General features: G+C 39.5%; 18 protein-coding genes. 16 read left to right on the forward strand and 2 right to left on the reverse strand.

All coding sequences use genetic code 11. The features are described 5' to 3' along the window. Window positions 1-135: 135 nt before the first annotated feature. The gene (locus tag HMPREF2979_RS10090; protein ID WP_002883500.1) at window positions 136-321 is read left to right on the forward strand and encodes a DUF3272 family protein; all 186 of its coding nucleotides are present in this window, start codon (window positions 136-138) and stop codon (window positions 319-321) included. Here the strand turns inward: HMPREF2979_RS10090 and birA are convergent. Next, window positions 308-1246 (reverse strand): bifunctional biotin--[acetyl-CoA-carboxylase] ligase/biotin operon repressor BirA, encoded by a 939-nt coding sequence (gene birA / locus HMPREF2979_RS06385; protein ID WP_021146940.1) that lies wholly within the window; start codon window positions 1244-1246, stop codon window positions 308-310. The genes HMPREF2979_RS10090 and birA overlap by 14 nt on opposite strands. Window positions 1247-1525: 279 nt before the next feature. On the opposite strand from birA, the gene metK reads away from it, so the two are divergent. The 15 genes from metK (at window position 1526) to HMPREF2979_RS06460 (ending at window position 19320) form a co-directional block, all read left to right on the forward strand. After that, a complete protein-coding gene (gene metK / locus HMPREF2979_RS06390; RefSeq protein WP_070655716.1) occupies window positions 1526-2719 on the forward strand; it encodes a methionine adenosyltransferase in 1194 nt (397 codons plus the stop codon). Window positions 2720-3386: 667 nt separating this feature from the next. Beyond that, complete coding sequence (locus HMPREF2979_RS06395; RefSeq protein ID WP_070655718.1) at window positions 3387-5159, forward strand: DUF4118 domain-containing protein; 1773 nt, start codon at window positions 3387-3389, stop codon at window positions 5157-5159. Continuing rightward, window positions 5156-6073 carry a hypothetical protein gene (locus HMPREF2979_RS06400; protein ID WP_070655720.1) on the forward strand — a complete coding sequence of 306 codons (918 nt, stop codon included), beginning with the start codon at window positions 5156-5158 and terminating at the stop codon, window positions 6071-6073. The genes HMPREF2979_RS06395 and HMPREF2979_RS06400 overlap by 4 nt, the downstream gene beginning before the upstream one ends. After that, window positions 6070-7896 (forward strand): DUF2194 domain-containing protein, encoded by a 1827-nt coding sequence (locus tag HMPREF2979_RS06405; protein WP_070655722.1) that lies wholly within the window; start codon window positions 6070-6072, stop codon window positions 7894-7896. Before HMPREF2979_RS06400 ends, HMPREF2979_RS06405 begins: the two co-directional genes overlap by 4 nt. A 22-nt stretch (window positions 7897-7918) precedes the next feature. Further along, on the forward strand, window positions 7919-9325 hold the full coding sequence (pelF, locus tag HMPREF2979_RS06410) for a GT4 family glycosyltransferase PelF (RefSeq protein ID WP_014634401.1): 1407 nt from the start codon (window positions 7919-7921) through the stop codon (window positions 9323-9325). Then, a complete protein-coding gene (pelG, locus tag HMPREF2979_RS06415) occupies window positions 9325-10776 on the forward strand; it encodes an exopolysaccharide Pel transporter PelG (RefSeq protein ID WP_070655724.1) in 1452 nt (483 codons plus the stop codon). The genes pelF and pelG overlap by 1 nt, the downstream gene beginning before the upstream one ends. Next, complete coding sequence (locus tag HMPREF2979_RS06420) at window positions 10773-12539, forward strand: CotH kinase family protein (RefSeq protein WP_022496456.1); 1767 nt, start codon at window positions 10773-10775, stop codon at window positions 12537-12539. The genes pelG and HMPREF2979_RS06420 overlap by 4 nt, the downstream gene beginning before the upstream one ends. Beyond that, window positions 12529-13257, forward strand: coding sequence for a polyphosphate polymerase domain-containing protein (locus HMPREF2979_RS06425; protein WP_070655732.1), 729 nt, complete (start codon window positions 12529-12531; stop codon window positions 13255-13257). The genes HMPREF2979_RS06420 and HMPREF2979_RS06425 overlap by 11 nt, the downstream gene beginning before the upstream one ends. Window positions 13258-13306: 49 nt before the next feature. Further along, window positions 13307-13978: a DUF4956 domain-containing protein gene (locus HMPREF2979_RS06430; RefSeq protein ID WP_002883515.1), complete on the forward strand. Its 672-nt coding sequence runs from the start codon at window positions 13307-13309 to the stop codon at window positions 13976-13978. After that, window positions 13971-15392 (forward strand): DUF4832 domain-containing protein, encoded by a 1422-nt coding sequence (locus HMPREF2979_RS06435; protein WP_070655726.1) that lies wholly within the window; start codon window positions 13971-13973, stop codon window positions 15390-15392. Before HMPREF2979_RS06430 ends, HMPREF2979_RS06435 begins: the two co-directional genes overlap by 8 nt. 14 nt (window positions 15393-15406) lie before the next feature. Next, on the forward strand, window positions 15407-16420 hold the full coding sequence (gene galE / locus HMPREF2979_RS06440; RefSeq protein ID WP_021144269.1) for a UDP-glucose 4-epimerase GalE: 1014 nt from the start codon (window positions 15407-15409) through the stop codon (window positions 16418-16420). A gap of 191 nt (window positions 16421-16611) precedes the next feature. Beyond that, complete coding sequence (locus tag HMPREF2979_RS06445; protein WP_013990686.1) at window positions 16612-16848, forward strand: DUF1146 family protein; 237 nt, start codon at window positions 16612-16614, stop codon at window positions 16846-16848. A gap of 67 nt (window positions 16849-16915) precedes the next feature. After that, window positions 16916-18187: a UDP-N-acetylglucosamine 1-carboxyvinyltransferase gene (murA, locus tag HMPREF2979_RS06450; protein ID WP_013990685.1), complete on the forward strand. Its 1272-nt coding sequence runs from the start codon at window positions 16916-16918 to the stop codon at window positions 18185-18187. Between the two features lies 1 nt (window position 18188). Next, window positions 18189-18377, forward strand: a complete 189-nt coding sequence (locus HMPREF2979_RS06455; protein WP_003097027.1) for a DNA-directed RNA polymerase subunit beta — start codon at window positions 18189-18191, stop codon at window positions 18375-18377. A gap of 61 nt (window positions 18378-18438) precedes the next feature. Next, entirely contained in the window at window positions 18439-19320 is an 882-nt protein-coding gene (locus tag HMPREF2979_RS06460) for a DNA/RNA non-specific endonuclease (RefSeq protein WP_070655728.1), read from the forward strand. A gap of 76 nt (window positions 19321-19396) precedes the next feature. On the opposite strand, the gene HMPREF2979_RS06465 is transcribed toward HMPREF2979_RS06460, so the two are convergent. Next, window positions 19397-19822: amino acid ABC transporter permease (locus tag HMPREF2979_RS06465; protein WP_070655730.1), on the reverse strand; the 426-nt coding region annotated here is incomplete at its 5' end.

Genomic DNA, 19822 nt, shown 5'->3' on the forward strand with positions numbered 1-19822 from the left:
GGTCCGAGCCTAGAAATAAGAAAGCGAGGAAGGTCCAGTGTAATTTGATAGATTTCTGAAGCTGTTCCATCCGTGTAAAAATGAAAAGAGCCTAGACTGCTTGTCCTAGGCTCTATCTATTGATATAATAATCTTATGATTCAACAAATTTTGTTTATTACGCTTGAAACTATTTTTGAAACGGTTTGTTTTAATTACAGTTTACAGCACGGCTATTACTTTTTTACAGCCTTTTTTGGTTATTTACTGTTTCGTCGTCTTTGGACAACTTACGTTGTTTCACGCATTGCGCGTGCAGCCGACAAGTCTACCAAGAAGTAAGGCTCACTTCGCCAGCGGTCAACCATTTTTCCTGACCATCATCAGTAAAAACGAGAAGTTGGCCCTTATCGCCAATTTCCTTGGCAATACCAGTATAAGTCCTTCCAGCTTGTTCAAAGGTCACTTGTTTGTCTAAAACGAGGGACTTTTCTTTATAAACTTTGACCAAATCGCTAGTAGGAATGGTTAAAAAGAGTTTCCAAATTTCTGAAATGAGCTGGTTTCGAGTGATGCTTGGTTTTTCAGAAGTAAAAAGACTAGTAGCTTTATTAGCTAACTCTTCAGGGAAATCAGTGATTGAGAAGTTAAGCCCAATCCCGATAATGACATCTGTGATGCGACCAGATTCGATAGAACTAATGGCTTCGGTAAGGATACCAGCCATTTTTTTGTTGTTGAGGTAGATGTCATTAACCCATTTGATTTCTGTATTGATGCCGGTTAGACGCTGGATAGCTTTGACAATAGCAGCTGCCACCATCATCGTATAAGGGGGTAACTCCTCAAAATGACAGTTGGGCTTTAAGTGGATACTCATGTAGATACCACCTTGTGGACTGGCAAAGAAGTGACGTTCAAATCGTCCTTTGGCTGCCTTTTGACTTGATGCCAGATATAGTGCAGGCGTCGGATTAATCTTTTCCATGCCATGTTTAGCATCTAGTTGGGTAGAGTTAGAATCTGGATTAAAGTAGACTGGAATGTTGAGTTGCTTAGAGATGTCTTGAGGAAGAAGAATATCTCCCTTTTCTAAATAGTAGCCTTTCTTGCGGACACTTGTAATGTCAATTCCTTGTTCTTGAAGTGTTTGAATTGCCTTCCAAATGGCTGTCCGTGAGACACCAAGGCTTTTAGCCAAGCTCTCTCCCGTCACAAAATCAGGACTCTTCGATAAGATGTCATAAACGTGTTCATAAGTTTTCATATCCTAAGTATAATACAAAAGATGGTAAAATGCTCACTATAACTTATTGATAAGGCTTGATAATAAATAACTATATGACTAGACTGAAAAAACATGATATAATGGACGGTAGTTATTAAGTCCCGATAAGGCAACAGTCATCCTAGAGTTGGCTGTTGGTTCTTTGTAACTTTTTAACGGCGTTTAGCTCTACCAGGAGCATAGCGTTTTACCTATTAGGAGACGGTTAAATCCGTGCTATCTAATACTATTTTTCATATTAAAAGGGGGACATTTTATATGTCAGAACGTAAACTTTTCACGTCTGAATCAGTATCTGAGGGGCATCCAGATAAAATTGCAGACCAAATTTCAGATGCCATTCTTGATGCGATTTTAGCAGAGGATCCAGATGCACACGTTGCAGCAGAAACAGCTGTCTACACTGGTTCTGTCCATGTTTTCGGTGAAGTTTCTACAACAGCTTATGTGGACATTAACCGTGTGGTTCGTGATACTATCGCTGAAATTGGTTATAACAATGCAGAATACGGCTTTGCGGCAGAATCTGTTGGGGTTCACCCATCATTGATTGAACAATCTCCAGATATTGCTCAAGGTGTCAATGAAGCACTTGAAGTTCGTGGAACTGGTGATCAAGATCCACTTGATCTTATCGGAGCTGGTGACCAAGGTTTGATGTTTGGTTTTGCTATTGACGAAACTCCAGAGTTTATGCCACTTCCAGTTAGCCTCTCACATAAATTGGTTAAAAAATTGGCAGATTTGCGTAAATCTGGTGAGATTTCATACCTTCGTCCAGATGCTAAATCTCAGGTTACCGTTGAGTATGATGAGAATGACCAACCAGTACGCGTTGATACAGTTGTTATCTCAACACAACACGATCCTGAAGCGACTAACGACCAAATTCGTCAAGACGTTATTGAAAAAGTCATTAAGGCAGTTATTCCAGCCGAATACTTGGATGATGAGACTAAATTCTTTATCAACCCAACAGGTCGTTTTGTTATCGGAGGACCTCAAGGGGACTCTGGTTTGACTGGTCGTAAGATCATTGTTGATACTTATGGTGGCTACTCAAGACACGGTGGTGGTGCCTTCTCTGGTAAAGATGCCACTAAGGTTGACCGTTCAGCTTCATATGCAGCTCGCTATATTGCCAAAAATATCGTAGCTGCTGGTCTTGCTAAGAAAGCAGAAGTACAATTGGCTTATGCTATCGGTGTTGCTAACCCTGTGTCTGTCCGTGTTGATACTTTCGGAACGGCGACAGTTGCTGAAAGTAAACTTGAAGCTGCTGTCCGCGATCTCTTTGACTTGCGTCCGGCAGGTATCATTCAAATGCTGGATCTTAAACGTCCTATCTATCGTCAAACAGCGGCCTATGGTCACATGGGACGTACGGACATCGATCTTCCATGGGAAAAATTGGACAAGGTAGATGCCCTCAAAACAGCTGTAGAAGCTTAAAAAGATTTAATATTACTTTCAATTTAATAATATCAAAGTAACAGAATTTAATTTTTTTGAATTCTGTTTTTTTGTTTTGAAAATAAATAATATGAATTTTCTGACTTCAAACACTTGTAAAGCCTATGAATTGAGTGATTTAAGGATAAAAACTACTAGCTATAGATAAATTCTTTTGGTGAAAACCTTTGAAAGGAGTTGAAAAATAAGAATAAATTGCTATAATAAGAGTGACGATGTAAATATAAAACTAGAGTCATTTTAGATTGATAGAGTAAGAAGAAATACCTTTAAATAAGGTTTAACAGGTGTTAGACAATCTAAAGTGATCTGGTTAGTTTGTGATTTCTTGGGGAAGCTAATCAACATAACAAGATGTTTAGTTAGTCAATTTAATCTATTCTCTAATAATATTAATTTGCGTTAATGTTTATTTAGAATAATCTTGTTCTTTCTTATATTTTTGAAATCTTTAAGAATCTTCGAAAGAGATTTTGTTGAGAGTTACGTGCTCACTCATTGGGGAGGAGGCCATAACTTTCAAAGAGCTTTCTTAAGAAAGGCATTACATTGTGGTCTTGAGATTATTGGGAGATACTTGAGACTAATGATTAGAATGGGTAGAGAGTGTAGTTAAGGGGACACTCTTAAAAGTGGGGAGAAGTTTATGAATATTTTGATACTTGGTAATACTGCTGGATTAACAAACGATTTTATTTTGAAAACGTTTCCTAATCAAGCAGTTTTTATTTTTGGTCATACAGGTGTAAAGAACTCTCGTAAGAATAAAATCACCGTATATACCAAACATTATGAGAACAATCAATTAGAAGATGTTTTTGATTTTCATGATTATGATCAAATCATCTATTTTTCGGAATATCTCAATTACGGACATGAAAGTTCAGGGGAGATTGAAAATCTCATCAGATTATTAGAGTGTCTTAAAGATAGAAAAAACAAACGTTTACTTTATATCACAGGTCCTGTCCTTGAGGATGGAAAACGAAGTTTACAGACGACAACTAAGGATACCTTATTATCCTGGACTCGAGAATTTGGGGTCAACCTTAAAGTTCTGCATAGTCCCTTTCTTTATTCAGTCATTAATAAAGAAGATTATCTTTATAAACTGTTTGTACGTTTAGATGATCATGAGCAGGTGGAGTTGAAGGAGTCATCACAAAGTCAGGCGACTTTTATCAGTCTATCTGACTTGGGGGATTTGCTTCACAAATTATGTGAGCGCTGGAATGACACCTATGAAAGTATTATTATTCCGAATCCTTTCCAACTGACTTTTGGTGAGCTCTTGCAAGCTTTGGATAAATATTTCCCTAACAAGCAGGTTCATTTCTTAGAGGAAAGAAGAATTAGGAAATATGATAACGATCCTGAAAAGCACCATGATTTGCGTGATCGATTTGCTTGGTTTATGCGTTATGCCTTGGTGCGTGACTTGCCAGATATTTACGAAGACTATCAAAAACAGCGAAAAGGGTCTTTGCGTGTTTCTAAGTTCCGCAATATCGTAGATAATATCGTTAAGCAAAAGAGAAATAAGAAACTTGCTGCTGTTGTTGCGACCTTCTTAGTCTTTGAAGCCTTTAGATATATGACTCAAGGTCAGTTACAGTTCCAATTGATCGACCTACGTTTGCTCTTTGTTGTCTTGATTAGTACAGTTTTGGGCATGGGTTATGGCTTGTTCTCAGCAGTCCTTGCAATTATTGGTTTGACAATTAGTCAAATTTTGTCTGGAACTAGCTGGCAATTGCTTCTATATAATACGGATCGTTGGGTGGCCTTTATTGCCTATATCTTTATTGCTGTGGTTTGTGGATTTGTAGAAATGAAGAAAAAAGATGACAAGCTACAACTAGACAAACAATTGGAAACAGTTAAGGAAGACTATCTTATCCTTAATCAATCCTACCATACATTACTTAATGAAAATAAAGACCTGAAAAATGCCTTGTTGGCAAGTCAAGATGGTCTTGGAAAAGCCTATTCTTACTTTGTGACTTTGGATCATGCTAGTGTTGAGAAGGTTCTTAGACAGACGATTGATTTGGTTTCAGAGATTTTGAATGCTCCAGTTTCACTTTATGGTGGTGGTCCTTTCCAATATGAGCTCCTTTTGGGAGATAACGATAAGAAGCAAGTATCTTTGACAGATTTTAAAGAAGTTGGAGATGCCTTCGGTCAAGGACGTGTCTGGGCTAATAAATCATTGCTTGAGAATCGTCCAGCTTATGCCATGGAAGTTAAGACCAAGGCAGAGGGTACCTTTATCATTTGGGTAGAGGCTGTTCCTTTTGAAGCTATGTCTACTAAAGTGTTAAACGAGCTTGAGGTTCTTTCAAAAATGAGTCGTTCTTTCATTGAAAAGGCAGAACTTCTTGAGCAAGCTAGTCATCAAGGGAGGGTTGCACAATGATTCCAGTCCTAATTACTAGTATTTTAACGGTTTGTTACTTCCTATCTATAGCACTTGTCTATAAAGCCATTGTTAGTGGCAGATCAAATTTAACCATTTTTTACTTGATTTTCCCAATTGCTTTACCTTTCTTTGGTGCCGGTCTGATTCATATGATTTCTAAGCCAAATCCTGGTAGACACCGTCGTGGTCAAGAAGCAGCAGTTGGCGGCAAAATTAAAGATTTGACCATTGATTTTGGAAATATCGATGATTTCCAACGACCTAAGGAATTGGTTGAAGAAGACATCGTTCCTCTTGAAGAGTCTCTCTATTTGAATAAAGCTAAAGAAGCTCGTCAGCAATTGATGGGATTGGCTAATAATGATCCATCTCATTTTATGGATTTGCTCTACTTGGCTCGCTTAAATGAGGACAGTGAAATTGTTCACTATGCGACGACCTTTATTTCTGAGATTTCAAGTCAATACGATGAGAAGTTGAGTGCCTTTGAGAAACGTTTTGAAAAGGGTGAAGCAGACTTTGACCTCTTAACCGAGTATTGTGATTTTATGGAAGATTACCTCTCTAAAGAACTTCTAAGTAAACAAATGGAAGGTTTGCTTCGTAAGGAGTACGAGGAACGTCTCTTGCAGAAACTTAGTCATGGAACGACTGCTAAAGACTTAGTGAGAGTTATCCATAATGAACTAGCTCTTGGTTTGTATGATTTGGCTCAAAAGCATTTGACACAGCTTTCAATTAAATCAAATGCGGATGATGTGTATTATTTGTATTTGGAATATTATTATCAAACTGGTCAGTTTGATGAATTTAAAAACATGATTCGTGAGATGCAAGGCAAACAGGTTGTTCTTTCTAAGGACAAGCAAGATCTCTTGAACTTCTGGCAAGGAAAAGAGGTGATGGCATGAAATTAGATAAAAAGAATGTTATCCGAAAAGAAACCTTGCTAGGGGTTGGCCTTATTTTGTGTTTGGCCATCGGACTCTTTGTTCAAAAGAAGGGGGAATGGTACCCAACTCAAGGTAAGGAAGCCTATCTTACAGGAAAAGTACCATCTACGGCCTCAGTGATCAAGGATTTAGATAAAGATACACTGGTTCTTTATGATAGTGAAAACGAGACGAGTCAAAGGGCTTGGAAACAGTTCGAGCAAATTTTAAAAGATATGCGTATGGGAGCTAAGTTAGTCGATGTGGCTAAACACGAGTCCTATTCACTTTCAGATTATAAAAAAGTAGTCCTTCTTGTCACTGACCTTTCTCGAATGGAGGACCAGGTGCAGCCACTCATGGATTGGACTGAAAAAGGTGGTCAAACACTTTTTGCAGTAACTATGGGTAAAGAGAGTAATCTGGATGCTATTGATCATAATCTTGGCGTGAGTTATTCCAACTTTGAGATGGATGAGGTCAAGGAAATCTACGTGGATCCTGACTTTATGATTGGTGGGGGACGCAATTATAAAATTGAAGAACCTTTTGAGTCAGCCAGAAAAGTCTCACTTGAAAGTGATGTTAAGGTACATGCTAAAACAACAGATGATTCTCATACACCGTTGATTTGGGAAAAATCATACGGCAAAGGGAAGTTTGTCGTTGACAATCTTGGAATCTATGAGCGTAATGTCCGTGGTATTTATGCTGCTTCCTATAGTCTTTTGACTGAAGCGACAGTTTATCCAGTAATCAATGGCTCTACCTATTATATAGATGATTTCCCATCACCTGTTCCAGCCGGAGATGGTCGTTTCGTTAAACGTGACTACGACATGTCTGTGTCTGAATTTTACACCAATGTTTGGTGGCCAGACCTTCTTAAGCTGCATGAAAAGTATGGTATCGTTCATACAGGTGTGGTCATTGAAAACTATGAGGCTCAGACAGATGGTAAAATTGTTCAACAAAACGATTTAGATCGTTTCAAGTATTTTGGAAATTCACTTTTGGCTAATGGTGGTGAGCTTGGATATCATGGTTATAACCACCAACCTTTGAGTCCTTCATCTGTTAAATATGGTGAAAAGTATGCCAGCTACAAGACTTGGAAGGATAAGGCTGCTATGAAGGCCAGTCTGTCTGAGTTGATTCGTTTTGTCAACCAACTCTTTCCTAAAGCGCAAAAATCAGTCTACGTTCCACCATCAAATATCCTTTCAAAAGAAGGGCGAGAGGTAATCGTTAATGATTTCCCAGAAATCAAGGCTATCTCAAGTAACTATTTCCCAGGAGATTTCACTTATTCGCAAGAGTTTGAAGTGTCACCTGATGGAATGATTGAAGAGCCACGTACAGTTTCTGGTGCGGTTTGGGACGATTTCTCACAGATGACGGTCTTTTCTGAAATGAATATGCACTATGTCAATAACCATTTCCTTCACCCTGATGACGTTCTTGATGTCGATCGTGGTGCAGAATTGGGTTGGGCAAAGATGTATAAGGCTTTGGACAAGGAAGTTAGTTGGGTCCACAATATGTCACCTTCGCTCAGGAATCTAACAGGTTCAGAATTAGCAGGTGCTGTTCAGCGTTACGGTATTTTGAAAGTTTCTCAAAAATATACCAAAGACGCCCTAAAAATTGATCTTGAGAATTTTCATGATCATGCTTACCTTATGGTTCGTTTAAATCAAAACGAGGTTAAGAAGGTAAAAAATGGTAAGGTTACGCATTTAACGGGTGATCTTTACCTATTGGAGGCTACGAATAAGTCAGTCACCATCACATTAAAATAAGGCAAAATAGGGGAAAATGCCGATGAAGATATGTTTAATTCTTGAAGGGTCCTATCCGTATGTTCACGGTGGTGTCTCTACTTGGATGCATCAATATATTACAGAAATGAAAGAGCATGAATTTGTTCTTTGGGTTGTGGGGGCAACGCATGAGCAAAAGGGAAAGTTTGTTTATGAACTTCCTGAAAATGTCGTAGAAGTACACGAAGTCTTTTTGGACTATGTTGTGCCAGATAAAGAAGAAGACATAAAGCCACATCAGTTTACAGATGAGGAAAAACAAGCGCTTAAAGATATGGTTTTTTGTCAACAACCTGATTGGAAAGTCTTGTTTAAACTTTTACAGGATGGTAAGGTCGTTCCTAACGATCTCTTGAGTAGTGAGGCCTTTTTTCAGGTCTTGAAAGATCTCTGTAGTGAGCGCTACACGCAGCTATCTTTTTCAGATGTTTTTCACACAATCCGTTCTATGCTGTTTCCACTTTTAAATATTTTATCTTGTCCACCTCCTGAAGCAGATGTTTACCACTCAATCTCTACAGGTTATGGTGGTATTCTTGCAACTTTGGGCAGTTTGACCTATGACAAACCTCTCTTCTTAACTGAACACGGGATTTATACGCGTGAACGTGAGGAAGAGTTGCTTCGTGCCAAGTGGGTTTTACCTACAATGCGCCAACAGTGGGTAAGGTTCTTCTATATGTTGTCTGATGCGATTTATCAAAATGCTGAAAAAATTACCAGCCTCTTTACTAAGGCCAAGGAAATTCAGATTGAGATGGGTTGTGATCCAGAGAAATGTCAGGTTATTTCAAACGGGATTGACTACGATGCGTTTTCTCAAATTCCTTTGAAAGAACCGGATGGTTGGATTGATATCGGAGCCGTGGTTCGTTTGGCTCCAATTAAGGACATCAAAACCATGTTGTATTCTTTCTACGAACTAGCTCAGCAAGTACCAAACGTTCGTTTGCATATCATGGGTGGCATAGATGACCAAGAATATGCGGATGAGTGTTTTAGCTTGGCCGATAAGATGGACTTGGGAGATCGTCTCCTATTCACTGGTCGTGTTAATATTCGAGAATATATGAAGAAAATTGATTTTACGCTTTTGACCAGTCTTTCTGAAGGTTTGCCACTTTCTGTTTTGGAATCAATGGCGGCTAGCCGTCCTTGCGTGACGACAGATGTCGGATGTTGTCGAGAATTGCTAGAAGGTCGTGAGGATGACAATCTAGGGATTGCAGGATTTTGTGCGCCACCTACTTGTACAGGGCCTCTTGCAGAAGCTATGAAGAAGATGGCGATTAATGATGCTAGACGTCTTGAAATGGGTGAAATTGCGCGTAAGCGTGTTGAGGCGATATATCAATATCCGCAAATGATCGGTCAGTATCGACGCTTATATGAGGAGGTGGCTGTTTAATGGCCGGTATTGGATTTGAATTACGTAAAATTTACAACGAGGATAGCCTTTTTTCAAAACAAAAGGCCTACGCATATGCTGGAATTGTTTATACCGGTCCTATGCTTTTAGGGATTTTACTTACAGCTGGTGTCGTTGTTCTGACAATGGTCGCGGGAATCAGTGAAAATGAGCGTGATTATATTCTTTCAAACTTAACTTACGCTATTATCTTTTCACTCGTGATTACCAGTCTCTTTTCTCTGGTGGTAACTCGCTTTGTTGCGGACATGCTCTACGAGAAAAAATTTGAGACTATCATCCCTTCATTTTATGCGTCGAGTGCCTTGATGCTTTTGATTGGGACACCACTTTATGCGATCTATCTAGCCTTGGCTAGTCGAAGCTTAGCAGAAGTGGCTATGGGAGTTTTGCTCTTTGGTGAGCTTTGTCTCGTTTGGAATGTCATTACCTACTTGACGGCGATTAAATCCTATAAAGAAATTATCAAAGGTTTCTTTTTAGCGATTGGTGTGACGATTGTCTCTGGGTTACTTAGTATTTTACTACATCAAAAGTATGGTATCTTCCTAAGTGTTTGTTTGGGATACGGTGGAATGATGTTTTGGATGGTTCGTCTTATCCATGACTATTTCCCATCTAATCTTAAAATGTCCTTTGAGTTTTTGAAATGGTTTGATCAATTCTCTGATCTTGCCAAGACTGGACTTTACATGTTGGTGGCCCTCTTTGCTCATATTATTATTAACTGGTTTGGGCCAATTAGTAAGAGTTTTGACGGCTTCTTCCGTACAGCTCCAGTCTACGATGTGCCAGCCATGCTAGCCTACTTAACGACTTTGGTATCAACACTTAATTTCGTTATGTCTGTCGAGGTTTCCTTCTATCCGCATTTCCGACGTTATTTTAACCTATACAATGAAGAGGGAAGTCTTTCGGATATCCAGGAAGCTGAAACTCAAATGCTGGATGTCATGAGTAACGAACTCAAATATGTTTTTTGGAAACAATTGCTAGCGACAATTTTCATTATGTTCTTCGGAAGCGTGGCCTTGACTTACTTACCAATTGGTTTTAACAATCAAATGCATGGGTACTTTTTAACGCTATGTCTGGCTTATGGACTCTATGCTGTTGGTAATGTAAATATCTTGCTTTTGATGTATTTTGCAGATTATAAGGGAGCTAAGAAACTTGCCAAACACTTTGCTATTCTGACAGTAGTTTTGAGTTTTGGTTCTCAGTTCTTGGACTCAGCCTTCCTAGGCTACGCCTTCTTGATTTCTTCTCTTGTTCTTTTTATTGAAAGTGGTCAGGAAATCGACAAATACACAAGTGATCTTCAGTATCATTTCTTAGGAAGCCAAGCCATGGTATCTAAGAAAGACGTGGGCTATTTTGAAAAATGGACTGAGCGTTTAGAAAACATACAAAAGAGGTGGGGGAAATGAATAGGAAAAAGAGTTTAGCAGCGGTTTTGTTGCTCTGTACGGTCTTTGGTTTTACAGCATGTGGAACCAAGGAACAGACAAAAAACGGTGTGACAACTAAAAAAGTAGATAAACAAGCGGCCACTGATATCTCTAATGTACACTTAAGAGATAAGAAGAGCCTCTATGATAAGGATCATACAAAGGTAACGACCATGTACCTGACAGTACGTCGAGGAGATGCTACAGAAAATCAAAATCACTCATGGTCTGAGGTCAATCAATATTCCGTTGAAGATTATCAGAAAATGCATGTTAAACGATATCAAGTAGCAGGGCTCCTTCAAGTTGGTAACGAGGACGGTCCCGTCTCTGGTGAGTTAGGTTATGACCAAGACGTGCCAAATGCTAGTGTTCAGATTCGTGGGGAAAGTTCAAGTAAGAACGCCCAAAAGAACTACAAAATCAAGATTAAAAAGAACAAGGGTGAGTGGAACGGTCAACGTACGATTAACCTTAACAAACACCAGACTGAAGCCCTTCGCTTTAGAAATAAGTTGTCCTATGATCTAATGGAAGAGATTCCACAACTCATGGGTGCTAGAACGAGTTTTGTTCACCTCTACGTAAAAGATGAAACCTCTGACAATCCTTCAGGTAAATTTGAAGATTATGGTCTCTACACGCAAGTCGAACAGATTAACAAAAACTATCTGAAAGATCATGGTCTAGATGAAAATGCCAACCTTTATAAACCAAACTTCTTCGAATTCTTCCGCTATGAAGATACGATTGTTAAAGAAGATGATCCTAAATTCGATAAGGATAAATTCGAAAAACTTTTGGAAATCAAAGGTAGCCATGATCACACCAAACTTATTGATTTTCTAACCAAGCTCAATGATCCATCAGTGAAGATTGAAACCATCATGGACAAGTATGTAGATCCTGAGAATATCCAATATTGGATGGCCTTCCAGATGTTGCTTGGTAATGATGATACACAGAGTCGTAACATGTATCTCTATAGCCCACAAAACTCAACCAAATGGTACATCATTCCTTGGGATAACGATAGTATCTTGATGAAGAATGAACGTCGTTTGGTAAGTAAGGACAGCGACCAAGCCAATAGCTGGGAAGTCGGTGTCAGCAACTATTGGGGTAACCAACTTTTCCAACGGTTGCTCAAATCAAAAGAGTTCCGCAAGGGACTAGATGAGAAGATGGATGAGCTGCGTAAGACAATTACTGGTGACAAGATTTCTTCAATGAGTAATGAATACGCAGCAGTCATTAAACCTTATCTAGCTAAGATGCCTGACCAAATGCATGCTAAGACAACACCTGATAATTACGACAAGATTTTGGCAGATTTGCCAAATGAGTTAGAGAACAACTACAAGATTTACAAAACAAGTCTTGAAAAACCACAACCATTCTTTATCAATAAGCCGGAAGTGGCCAATAACAAATTGAAATTAAGTTGGGGTGCCTCTTACGACTTCAATAACAGCAAGTTGACTTACACAGTTGAGTTAGCTAAAGACTATGAATTTAAAGACAAGGTCTTTGAAAAATCTGGTCTCAAAACTCTCAGTGCTGAAACAGATACCTTGCCTAAGGGACAATATTTTGTGCGTGTGACTGCAACTAACGAAGCAGGACAATCACAACGTGCCTTTGACTACTATGTCAATAGTGATAACTCTAAACAATTTGGTATCATGAGCTTCTTTGTCCTTGAAGATGGAAAAATTGGGGTAGATGGTTATGAAGACTAAAGAGAAGCCCTTTCGCCATGAGTTGAAATATGTCATTGGTGAACCAGAAAAGGCTCTGCTGACTGAGCGTTTTAAACATTTGATTCAATTGGATAAGCATGCGACAAATGGTGGTTATACCATTCGGAGTCTTTACTTTGACGACTATTGGAATAGTGCCTATGCTGAAAAAGACGCAGGTATTCTAGTTCGTAAAAAATATCGGATTCGTATCTATAATTTCGGGACCAATAGTATCAAACTAGAGCGTAAGAAAAAGGTAGATACCTACATTTTGAAAGAGGATGCACCTCTAACCGTTGAAGAATTTTATAAAATTATTGATGGGGACTATGACTTTCTCTTAAAAAGTCCATATCCTCTCTGTCAGGAATTTTACTATGAATGCATTAGTAACATGATGCGTCCACGGACCATCGTTGACTATGAGCGAGAGCCTTGGGTCTATGACTTTGGAACAGTTCGCTTAACCTTTGACCAAAATGTCAGAGTAGCGGTTGGAAGTTTTGATATTTTTGATCCAGACTTACCAACAATTCCAGTCATTGATCCAGAAAAGATGGTTTTCGAAGTTAAATATACAGAGTATCTGCCAAAGATTGTCCAGAGTGTCTTGCCAGGGAAAGCAGACATGATGGCTGTCTCTAAGTACGTATTGGCTTATGAAAAATCTCAGTATCTAAATGGTTTTGAATACTGGGAAGATGGGAATATATAAATAGGAAAAGTGCTAAGTTTGAAAGAATTTAGTATAAGAAGGGGAATTTATGAGTGTTCAAGATTTTATAAAAAAATCAATCTTGCAGTCTGATAACTATGCGACGCAGTCGCCGTTTCGTATTGTTATCGTCTTGCTACTTGCCTTGTTGATTGGAGCCTTTATCTATAAGGTTTACCAGCATTTCTTTACAGGCGTTATTTATTCACGCAGTTTTGCCATGACCTTGGTCGGTATGACCTTGCTTACGTCAATGGTAACACTGGCAATCAGTTCAAATATCGTTATCTCACTTGGTATGGTCGGTGCCCTCTCTATCGTCCGTTACCGTACCGCTGTTAAGGATCCTATGGACTTGCTCTATCTGTTCTGGGCAATTACTTCAGGGATTACGGTAGGGGCAGGTATGTATGTCCTAGCCGTTGTAACGTCCCTTGTTATCCTACTGATGCTTATTGTCTTTAGCCGCTTGCAAGAGACTGGTAAGGTGTATATCGCTGTGGTTCACTATGATGGTGAGCACACAGGTGACAAAGTTATTCAAGAACTTGGTCGCATCAAACACTTTATCAAGTCTGAAACTATGCGAAAAGACAGTGTTGAGATGGCTATTGAAGTCTTTGTGAAAAATAACGACCTTACCTTCGTTGAAAACATTAAATCTATCGAAGGTGTCAAAGACCTTACGCTGATCCAATACAACGGCGAATACCATGGCTAGTAAACGTGAGAAGAAGAGTTGGAGTAGTCGAAAGAAGAAACTTTGGCTCGTCATCTGTCTAATCATCATTACGAGTGGTCTTTATGCCATTTTTGTGTATTTGAATACCAGAAATACAGGTACCAAGTTTGAATATACGCTTTCAGACAAGAGCTTTGGTAATCCGCTCATGGGTTATGTCCCTTCAGCGGAAGAAAAAACAGTTTCTGAAGATGTTCATCTTGTCTATGTTGATATCACATGGAAAGAATTGGAACCTAAAAAGGGCCATTATAACTGGGAAACGATTGAAGAAAGTAACCAGTTCAAACGATGGAAGAAAGAAGGCAAGCAGGTCGTCTTACGTTTCTTGCTAGATTACCCTGGCAAATCAAGTCATAAGGATATTCCTGACTGGTTAGGAAATGAAATTTCTGACCTTGGGGATGCTTATAACACATCCTACGGTAAGGGATTTTCACCAAATTACCAAAATAAACTGCTTAGAAAATACTATAAAGAAGCTGTGACTGCTATGGGACAGCGTTGGGGCAATGATGATTTTATCGCCTACATCGAACTTGGTGGCTTAGGACACTGGGGCGAGTGGCATGTTCACTCAGATGCTGGCATTCGCCAATTACCACGAAAAGAAGTTCGTAAGGATTACATCGCACCGTTTCAACCAGCCTTTCCTAAAGCGAAGATTCTTATGAGAAGACCTTTTGATACAGGTTTGGAAGGTGATTTTGGAATCTACAATGATGTCTTTGGAGACAAATCAGCAACTAAAACCTGGTTAAATTGGATTCAAAATGGTGGCTCATACGATCAAACCCAAGAGCAAGCCGCCTTGAAAGCTATGCCTAAGGCTTGGGAAAAGGCTCCTATCGGTGGTGAATTGACAAGTTCGCAGTCTATGTCTAGCTTACTAGGTAATAACTTAGATGAGTTAACTGAAGAAGCTAAGGCTGCTCATTTGACCTTCTTGGGTCCAAAGGTTGCTGAAGATATCGGTGACGGACATGCTGCTTATAAGGAGCTTTTGAAGAACATGGGCTATCGCCTCTGGGTGTCAGGTTTGGCAATTTCTAAAGGAGAGAGCAAGGTTGATATTACCCTTAATTTGGAAAATTCTGGGGTTGCCCCTTTATATGGGGATTGGCCTGTGGTATTATACTTGTGTAATGCTAATGGCAAGGTTCTTCAAGCACAACAACTTGATTGTCGTTTGTCTGAATTGCTTCCAGATCAAACAACTGAACTTAAGGCAAGTTTCGCCTATTCCAAAGATCAGAACTATCAAGTGAAGCTAGGAATTCTATCTCCAATGACACAAGAGCCTTCGGTTCATTTTGCCATGAAAGGTTTTGAAGGAGAAGTCATGCCTAAATTAGCAACGATTCAAAAGGAGCAAAAAGGCACTGGCAAGTAAGAAAGGAAAAATAAATGTCTATTTTAATTACAGGAGGAGCTGGCTATATTGGTAGCCACACAACCGTTGAACTCCTTAATGCAGGTTTCGATGTGGTCTTAGTTGACGACTTTTCAAATAGTTCACCAGCAGTACTTGAACGTTTGGAAAAGATTACAGGTAAAAAATTTCCATTTTATCAAGGCTCAATTTTAGATACTGATTTTTTGGATAAGGTTTTCACAAATGAAGATATTGAGCTAGTTATTCACTTTGCGGCCTTTAAGGCAGTGGGTGAATCTGTTCAAAAACCTTTGAAATATTATAAGAACAACATCAGTGGTACCATTACTCTCCTTGAAAAAATGAAGGAATATGATGTTAAAAACATCGTCTTCAGTTCAAGTGCAACAGTTTACGGTACCAATAACCCTTCTCCAATGACCGAAGATATGCCAACGTCAGCGATTAACCCATACGGTTATACTAAGTTGATGATGGAACAAATTCTTACAGACGTAGCTGCATCAGATCCGTCATGGTCTGTCACAAATCTTCGTTATTTCAATCCTATCGGTGCTCATGAAAGTGGTTTGATTGGGGAATTGCCAAACGGTATTCCAAACAACCTTATGCCATATATTACCCAAGTAGCTATCGGTAAACTGCCTGAGCTTAACGTCTTTGGAGATGATTATCCAACTCCAGATGGTACAGGTGTGCGTGACTACATTCACGTTCTTGACTTGGCCTCAGGTCACTTGGCTGCTGTCAAATATAATTTGAGTCATAAAGGTGCTGAGATTTTCAACTTGGGTACTGGACATGGTTATAGCGTTTTGGATCTCGTTAAGACTTTCGAAGCTGAAAACAAAGTTGCTATCCCATACCGTATTCAAGGACGTCGTGCTGGTGATATTGCTACTTGCTATGCCTCTCCTGAAAAGGCCAAAGAAGTCCTTGGCTGGGAAGCTAAGAAGACCTTGAAAGAAATGGTTAGAGATTCTTGGCGTTGGCAAACGACTAACCCAAACGGTTATGAAGACTAAGTAGCATAACTCAAATTATCAGTTCCTAGAGAGTGTAAGATAAGCACTAGATTATTTTAAACTATCCCTAATCTAGTAGCTTCAAAAATAAAGAGAAGAGGAGTGGAAGCAGTCACTAAATGATTACAGATTTAGAACTGTCTCACCCTCTTTTTATGTTTTAGCTTAGCTTTCTATGGTATAATGAAATTATGACTATTATTAATCAATTCGTCACTTTGGCGAGTCACCTTGTATTTATAGGATTGAGCTACCAAATGCTGATTAGCCTCTTTGATTGGGCGAAGATTATCAAAAATCCAATTGAAAATACTGGAAAATTGAAACTCTTTTTGCTCTTTATCAGTATTGCCTTAGGCTATCTTATCAGCTCCTTTGTTCTGTCGGTTTTAGCTTTTGGACAGAATATGGCTAGCTCGATTTCTTAAATTAGTGATTTTAAAAGACTTTTGATATAATACAAAAAGATGAAAATGACCCTTGAAAGGAATCCTTATGGATAAAATTATTGTGCAGGGTGGCAACACTCGATTAAGTGGTGAGGTTGTCATTGAAGGTGCTAAAAACGCTGTCCTTCCCTTGTTGGCGGCGACTATCTTGGCCTCGGAAGGTCAAACAACCTTAACTAATGTTCCAATCTTGTCAGATGTTTACACGATGAATAATGTTGTTCGTGGTTTAGATATTGCTGTAGACTTTGACGAAGAAAACAATACCGTTGTCGTTGATGCTAGTGGAGAAATTCTCGATCAAGCACCATACGAGTATGTTAGCAAGATGCGTGCGTCAATTGTAGTTCTTGGACCTATTCTTGCTCGTAATGGTCACGCTAAGGTTTCAATGCCTGGCGGTTGTACGATTGGTAGTCGTCCAATCGACCTCCACCTCAAAGGTTTAGAAGCAATGGGTGCTAAAATTACCCAAGTTGGTGGTGACATTACTGCGACAGCAGAAAACCTTAAAGGTGCAACCATTTATATGGACTTCCCATCTGTTGGTGCCACTCAAAACCTTATGATGGCAGCAACTTTGGCTGATGGTGTTACAACCATTGAAAATGCTGCGCGTGAACCAGAAATTGTTGACTTGGCCCTCCTTCTTAACGAGATGGGAGCAGACGTCAAAGGTGCTGGAACTGAAACGCTCGTGATTAAAGGTGTTAAAGCTCTCCATGGTACTAAACATGCAGTTGTTCAGGACCGTATTGAAGCAGGTACCTTTATGGTAGCAGCGGCTATGACTTCTGGAGATGTCCTCATCAAAGATGCTATCTGGGAACATAACCGTCCTTTGATTTCAAAATTATTGGAAATGGGTGTCGATGTTAAGGAAGAAGAAGGCGGCATTCGTGTTAAATCTGATGTTTCTCAATTGAAACCAGTAACCGTTAAAACTCTACCTCACCCAGGTTTCCCAACTGACATGCAGGCTCAATTTACAGCACTTATGGCAGTGGTAAACGGTGAATCAACCATGATTGAAACTGTTTTTGAGAATCGCTTCCAACACTTGGAAGAAATGCGTCGTATGGGACTTCATTCAGAAATCCTTCGTGATACGGCTATGATTCACGGTGGTTTGCCACTTCAAGGTGCTCAAGTTATGTCTACTGACCTTCGAGCTTCGGCAGCACTTATTCTTACAGGAATGGTAGCTGAAGGAACAACGACTGTTGGTAAATTGACACACTTGGATCGTGGTTACTATCAATTCCATGAGAAACTAGCTAAACTAGGAGCAAATATTTCACGTGTAAGTGAGGCTTAGTATGGAAACTGGTAAAGGCTATGTTTTTCGTCAATTATTACTTGTTTTAAGTGTGTGTGTGATTGGTCTTGCTTTTCTAGCTATCGGTTTGATGATAGGCTATGCTGTTTTAGGAGAGGGCAAGGATCCGATAAGCATCTTAAAACCAGAAACTTGGCAGGCAATTGTTGCTAAATTTACAGGAAAATAAAAGGGAGTGGGAAGTAATCCCGCTCCTTTAGTCATGACATTCATATAAAAGAAAGAGAACAATGGCAAAAAGAAAGACATCTTTAACAAATAAACAGAAACGTCAGCTAGTCTCGTTACTAATAGCGGTTTTGATTGCAGTTTTAGGTTACATTGGAACGAGTAATAAGCTCTCACCTAACAATCCAATCAAGCAGGTAGCTAGTCTAGTCTCGGGAAAACCCAATAACTCCGTCAAATCAAACGGCTCAACAAGTGGTCAGTCTACGCCACAAGAGCAGCTCGCTGAGACGGTGATGACTAGCTCCGTCAAGAGTCAACTAGGAAACGCCATAGAATGGAATGGTGCTGGTGCCTATATTGTTAACGGTAATAAAACCAATCTTAATGCTAAGGTATCTAGCCAACCCTATGCTAATAACCAAGTTAAAACGGTTCAAGGACAAACGGTTCCTACAGTTGCGAATGCCTTGTTAAGTAAAGCGACCAGACAGTACAAAAATCGTCAAGAAACAGGGAATGGCTCAACATCTTGGACACCAGCTGGATGGCATCAAGTTCACAATCTTTCGGGAGAGTATAGCCATGCTGTAGACCGAGGTCATTTGTTGGGCTATGCACTTGTAGGTGGTCTTAAAGGATTTGATGCCTCGACTTCAAATCCAGAAAATATTGCCGTTCAAACTGCTTGGGCTAACCAAGCTAATAGCGAAACTTCCACGGGCCAAAACTATTATGAAAGTCTGGTACGAAAAGCTCAGGATAAAAACAAACGTGTCCGTTATCGCGTTACACTCATTTATGAAGGAGATAACCTGATTCCATCAGGATCACATCTTGAAGCCAAGTCAGCAGATGGCTCGCTTGAGTTCAATGTCTTCGTTCCAAATGTCCAGCAGGGAATTACCCTAGATTATTATTCAGGCAAAGTAACGGTGAATTAACGAAACAAACGACTCCGATTGGAGTCGTTTTTAGTATCCAGAAAAACAAAAACCCACCGGCAGGTGAGTTTTTGTTTTATTCACTAGCTTGCTCCCATTGTTTAGAGAGGTAGCGAGAGTAGCTAGAAATGGCAAAGTTAACCACGAAATAAGCTAAAGCCACAATACCGTATAAGGTAAAGATTTGACTAGGTTCGTAGTACCCACCCATCAAAATCTGACTCTTACCAAACAATTCTTGTAAGGCGATAACAGAGTAAAGGAAAGAAGTATCCTTGATAACTGTTACGAATTGAGAAATGATAGATGGCAACATCTTACGAATAGCTTGTGGGAAGATGATGTAAATAAAGATTTGTTTGTTGTTAAATCCTTGAGACAAGCCAGCTTCCGTTTGGCCATGGTCGATAGAGTTAAGCCCCCCACGAATGATTTCCGCCAAGGCAGCAGAGGTAAAGACCGTGAAAGAGGTAATCCCTGCCGCAGTTGACTTGAGTTGGAA

It is taken from the genome of Streptococcus sp. HMSC078H12, assembly GCF_001814615.1.
Classification (GTDB): domain Bacteria; phylum Bacillota; class Bacilli; order Lactobacillales; family Streptococcaceae; genus Streptococcus; species Streptococcus salivarius_F.

Coding starts and splice junctions, on each gene's coding strand:
- HMPREF2979_RS06455 (WP_003097027.1), top strand. CDS start 18,189: ATGGAAACTGGTAAAGGCTATGTTTTTCGTCAATTATTACTTGTTTTA.
- HMPREF2979_RS06460 (WP_070655728.1), top strand. CDS start 18,439: ATGGCAAAAAGAAAGACATCTTTAACAAATAAACAGAAACGTCAGCTA.
- HMPREF2979_RS06430 (WP_002883515.1), top strand. CDS start 13,307: ATGAGTGTTCAAGATTTTATAAAAAAATCAATCTTGCAGTCTGATAAC.
- HMPREF2979_RS06405 (WP_070655722.1), top strand. CDS start 6,070: ATGAAATTAGATAAAAAGAATGTTATCCGAAAAGAAACCTTGCTAGGG.
- pelF (WP_014634401.1), top strand. CDS start 7,919: ATGAAGATATGTTTAATTCTTGAAGGGTCCTATCCGTATGTTCACGGT.
- HMPREF2979_RS06435 (WP_070655726.1), top strand. CDS start 13,971: ATGGCTAGTAAACGTGAGAAGAAGAGTTGGAGTAGTCGAAAGAAGAAA.
- pelG (WP_070655724.1), top strand. CDS start 9,325: ATGGCCGGTATTGGATTTGAATTACGTAAAATTTACAACGAGGATAGC.
- HMPREF2979_RS06400 (WP_070655720.1), top strand. CDS start 5,156: ATGATTCCAGTCCTAATTACTAGTATTTTAACGGTTTGTTACTTCCTA.
- HMPREF2979_RS06425 (WP_070655732.1), top strand. CDS start 12,529: ATGAAGACTAAAGAGAAGCCCTTTCGCCATGAGTTGAAATATGTCATT.
- HMPREF2979_RS06445 (WP_013990686.1), top strand. CDS start 16,612: ATGACTATTATTAATCAATTCGTCACTTTGGCGAGTCACCTTGTATTT.
- galE (WP_021144269.1), top strand. CDS start 15,407: ATGTCTATTTTAATTACAGGAGGAGCTGGCTATATTGGTAGCCACACA.
- birA (WP_021146940.1), bottom strand. CDS start 1,246: ATGAAAACTTATGAACACGTTTATGACATCTTATCGAAGAGTCCTGAT.
- HMPREF2979_RS06395 (WP_070655718.1), top strand. CDS start 3,387: ATGAATATTTTGATACTTGGTAATACTGCTGGATTAACAAACGATTTT.
- murA (WP_013990685.1), top strand. CDS start 16,916: ATGGATAAAATTATTGTGCAGGGTGGCAACACTCGATTAAGTGGTGAG.
- HMPREF2979_RS10090 (WP_002883500.1), top strand. CDS start 136: ATGATTCAACAAATTTTGTTTATTACGCTTGAAACTATTTTTGAAACG.
- HMPREF2979_RS06420 (WP_022496456.1), top strand. CDS start 10,773: ATGAATAGGAAAAAGAGTTTAGCAGCGGTTTTGTTGCTCTGTACGGTC.
- metK (WP_070655716.1), top strand. CDS start 1,526: ATGTCAGAACGTAAACTTTTCACGTCTGAATCAGTATCTGAGGGGCAT.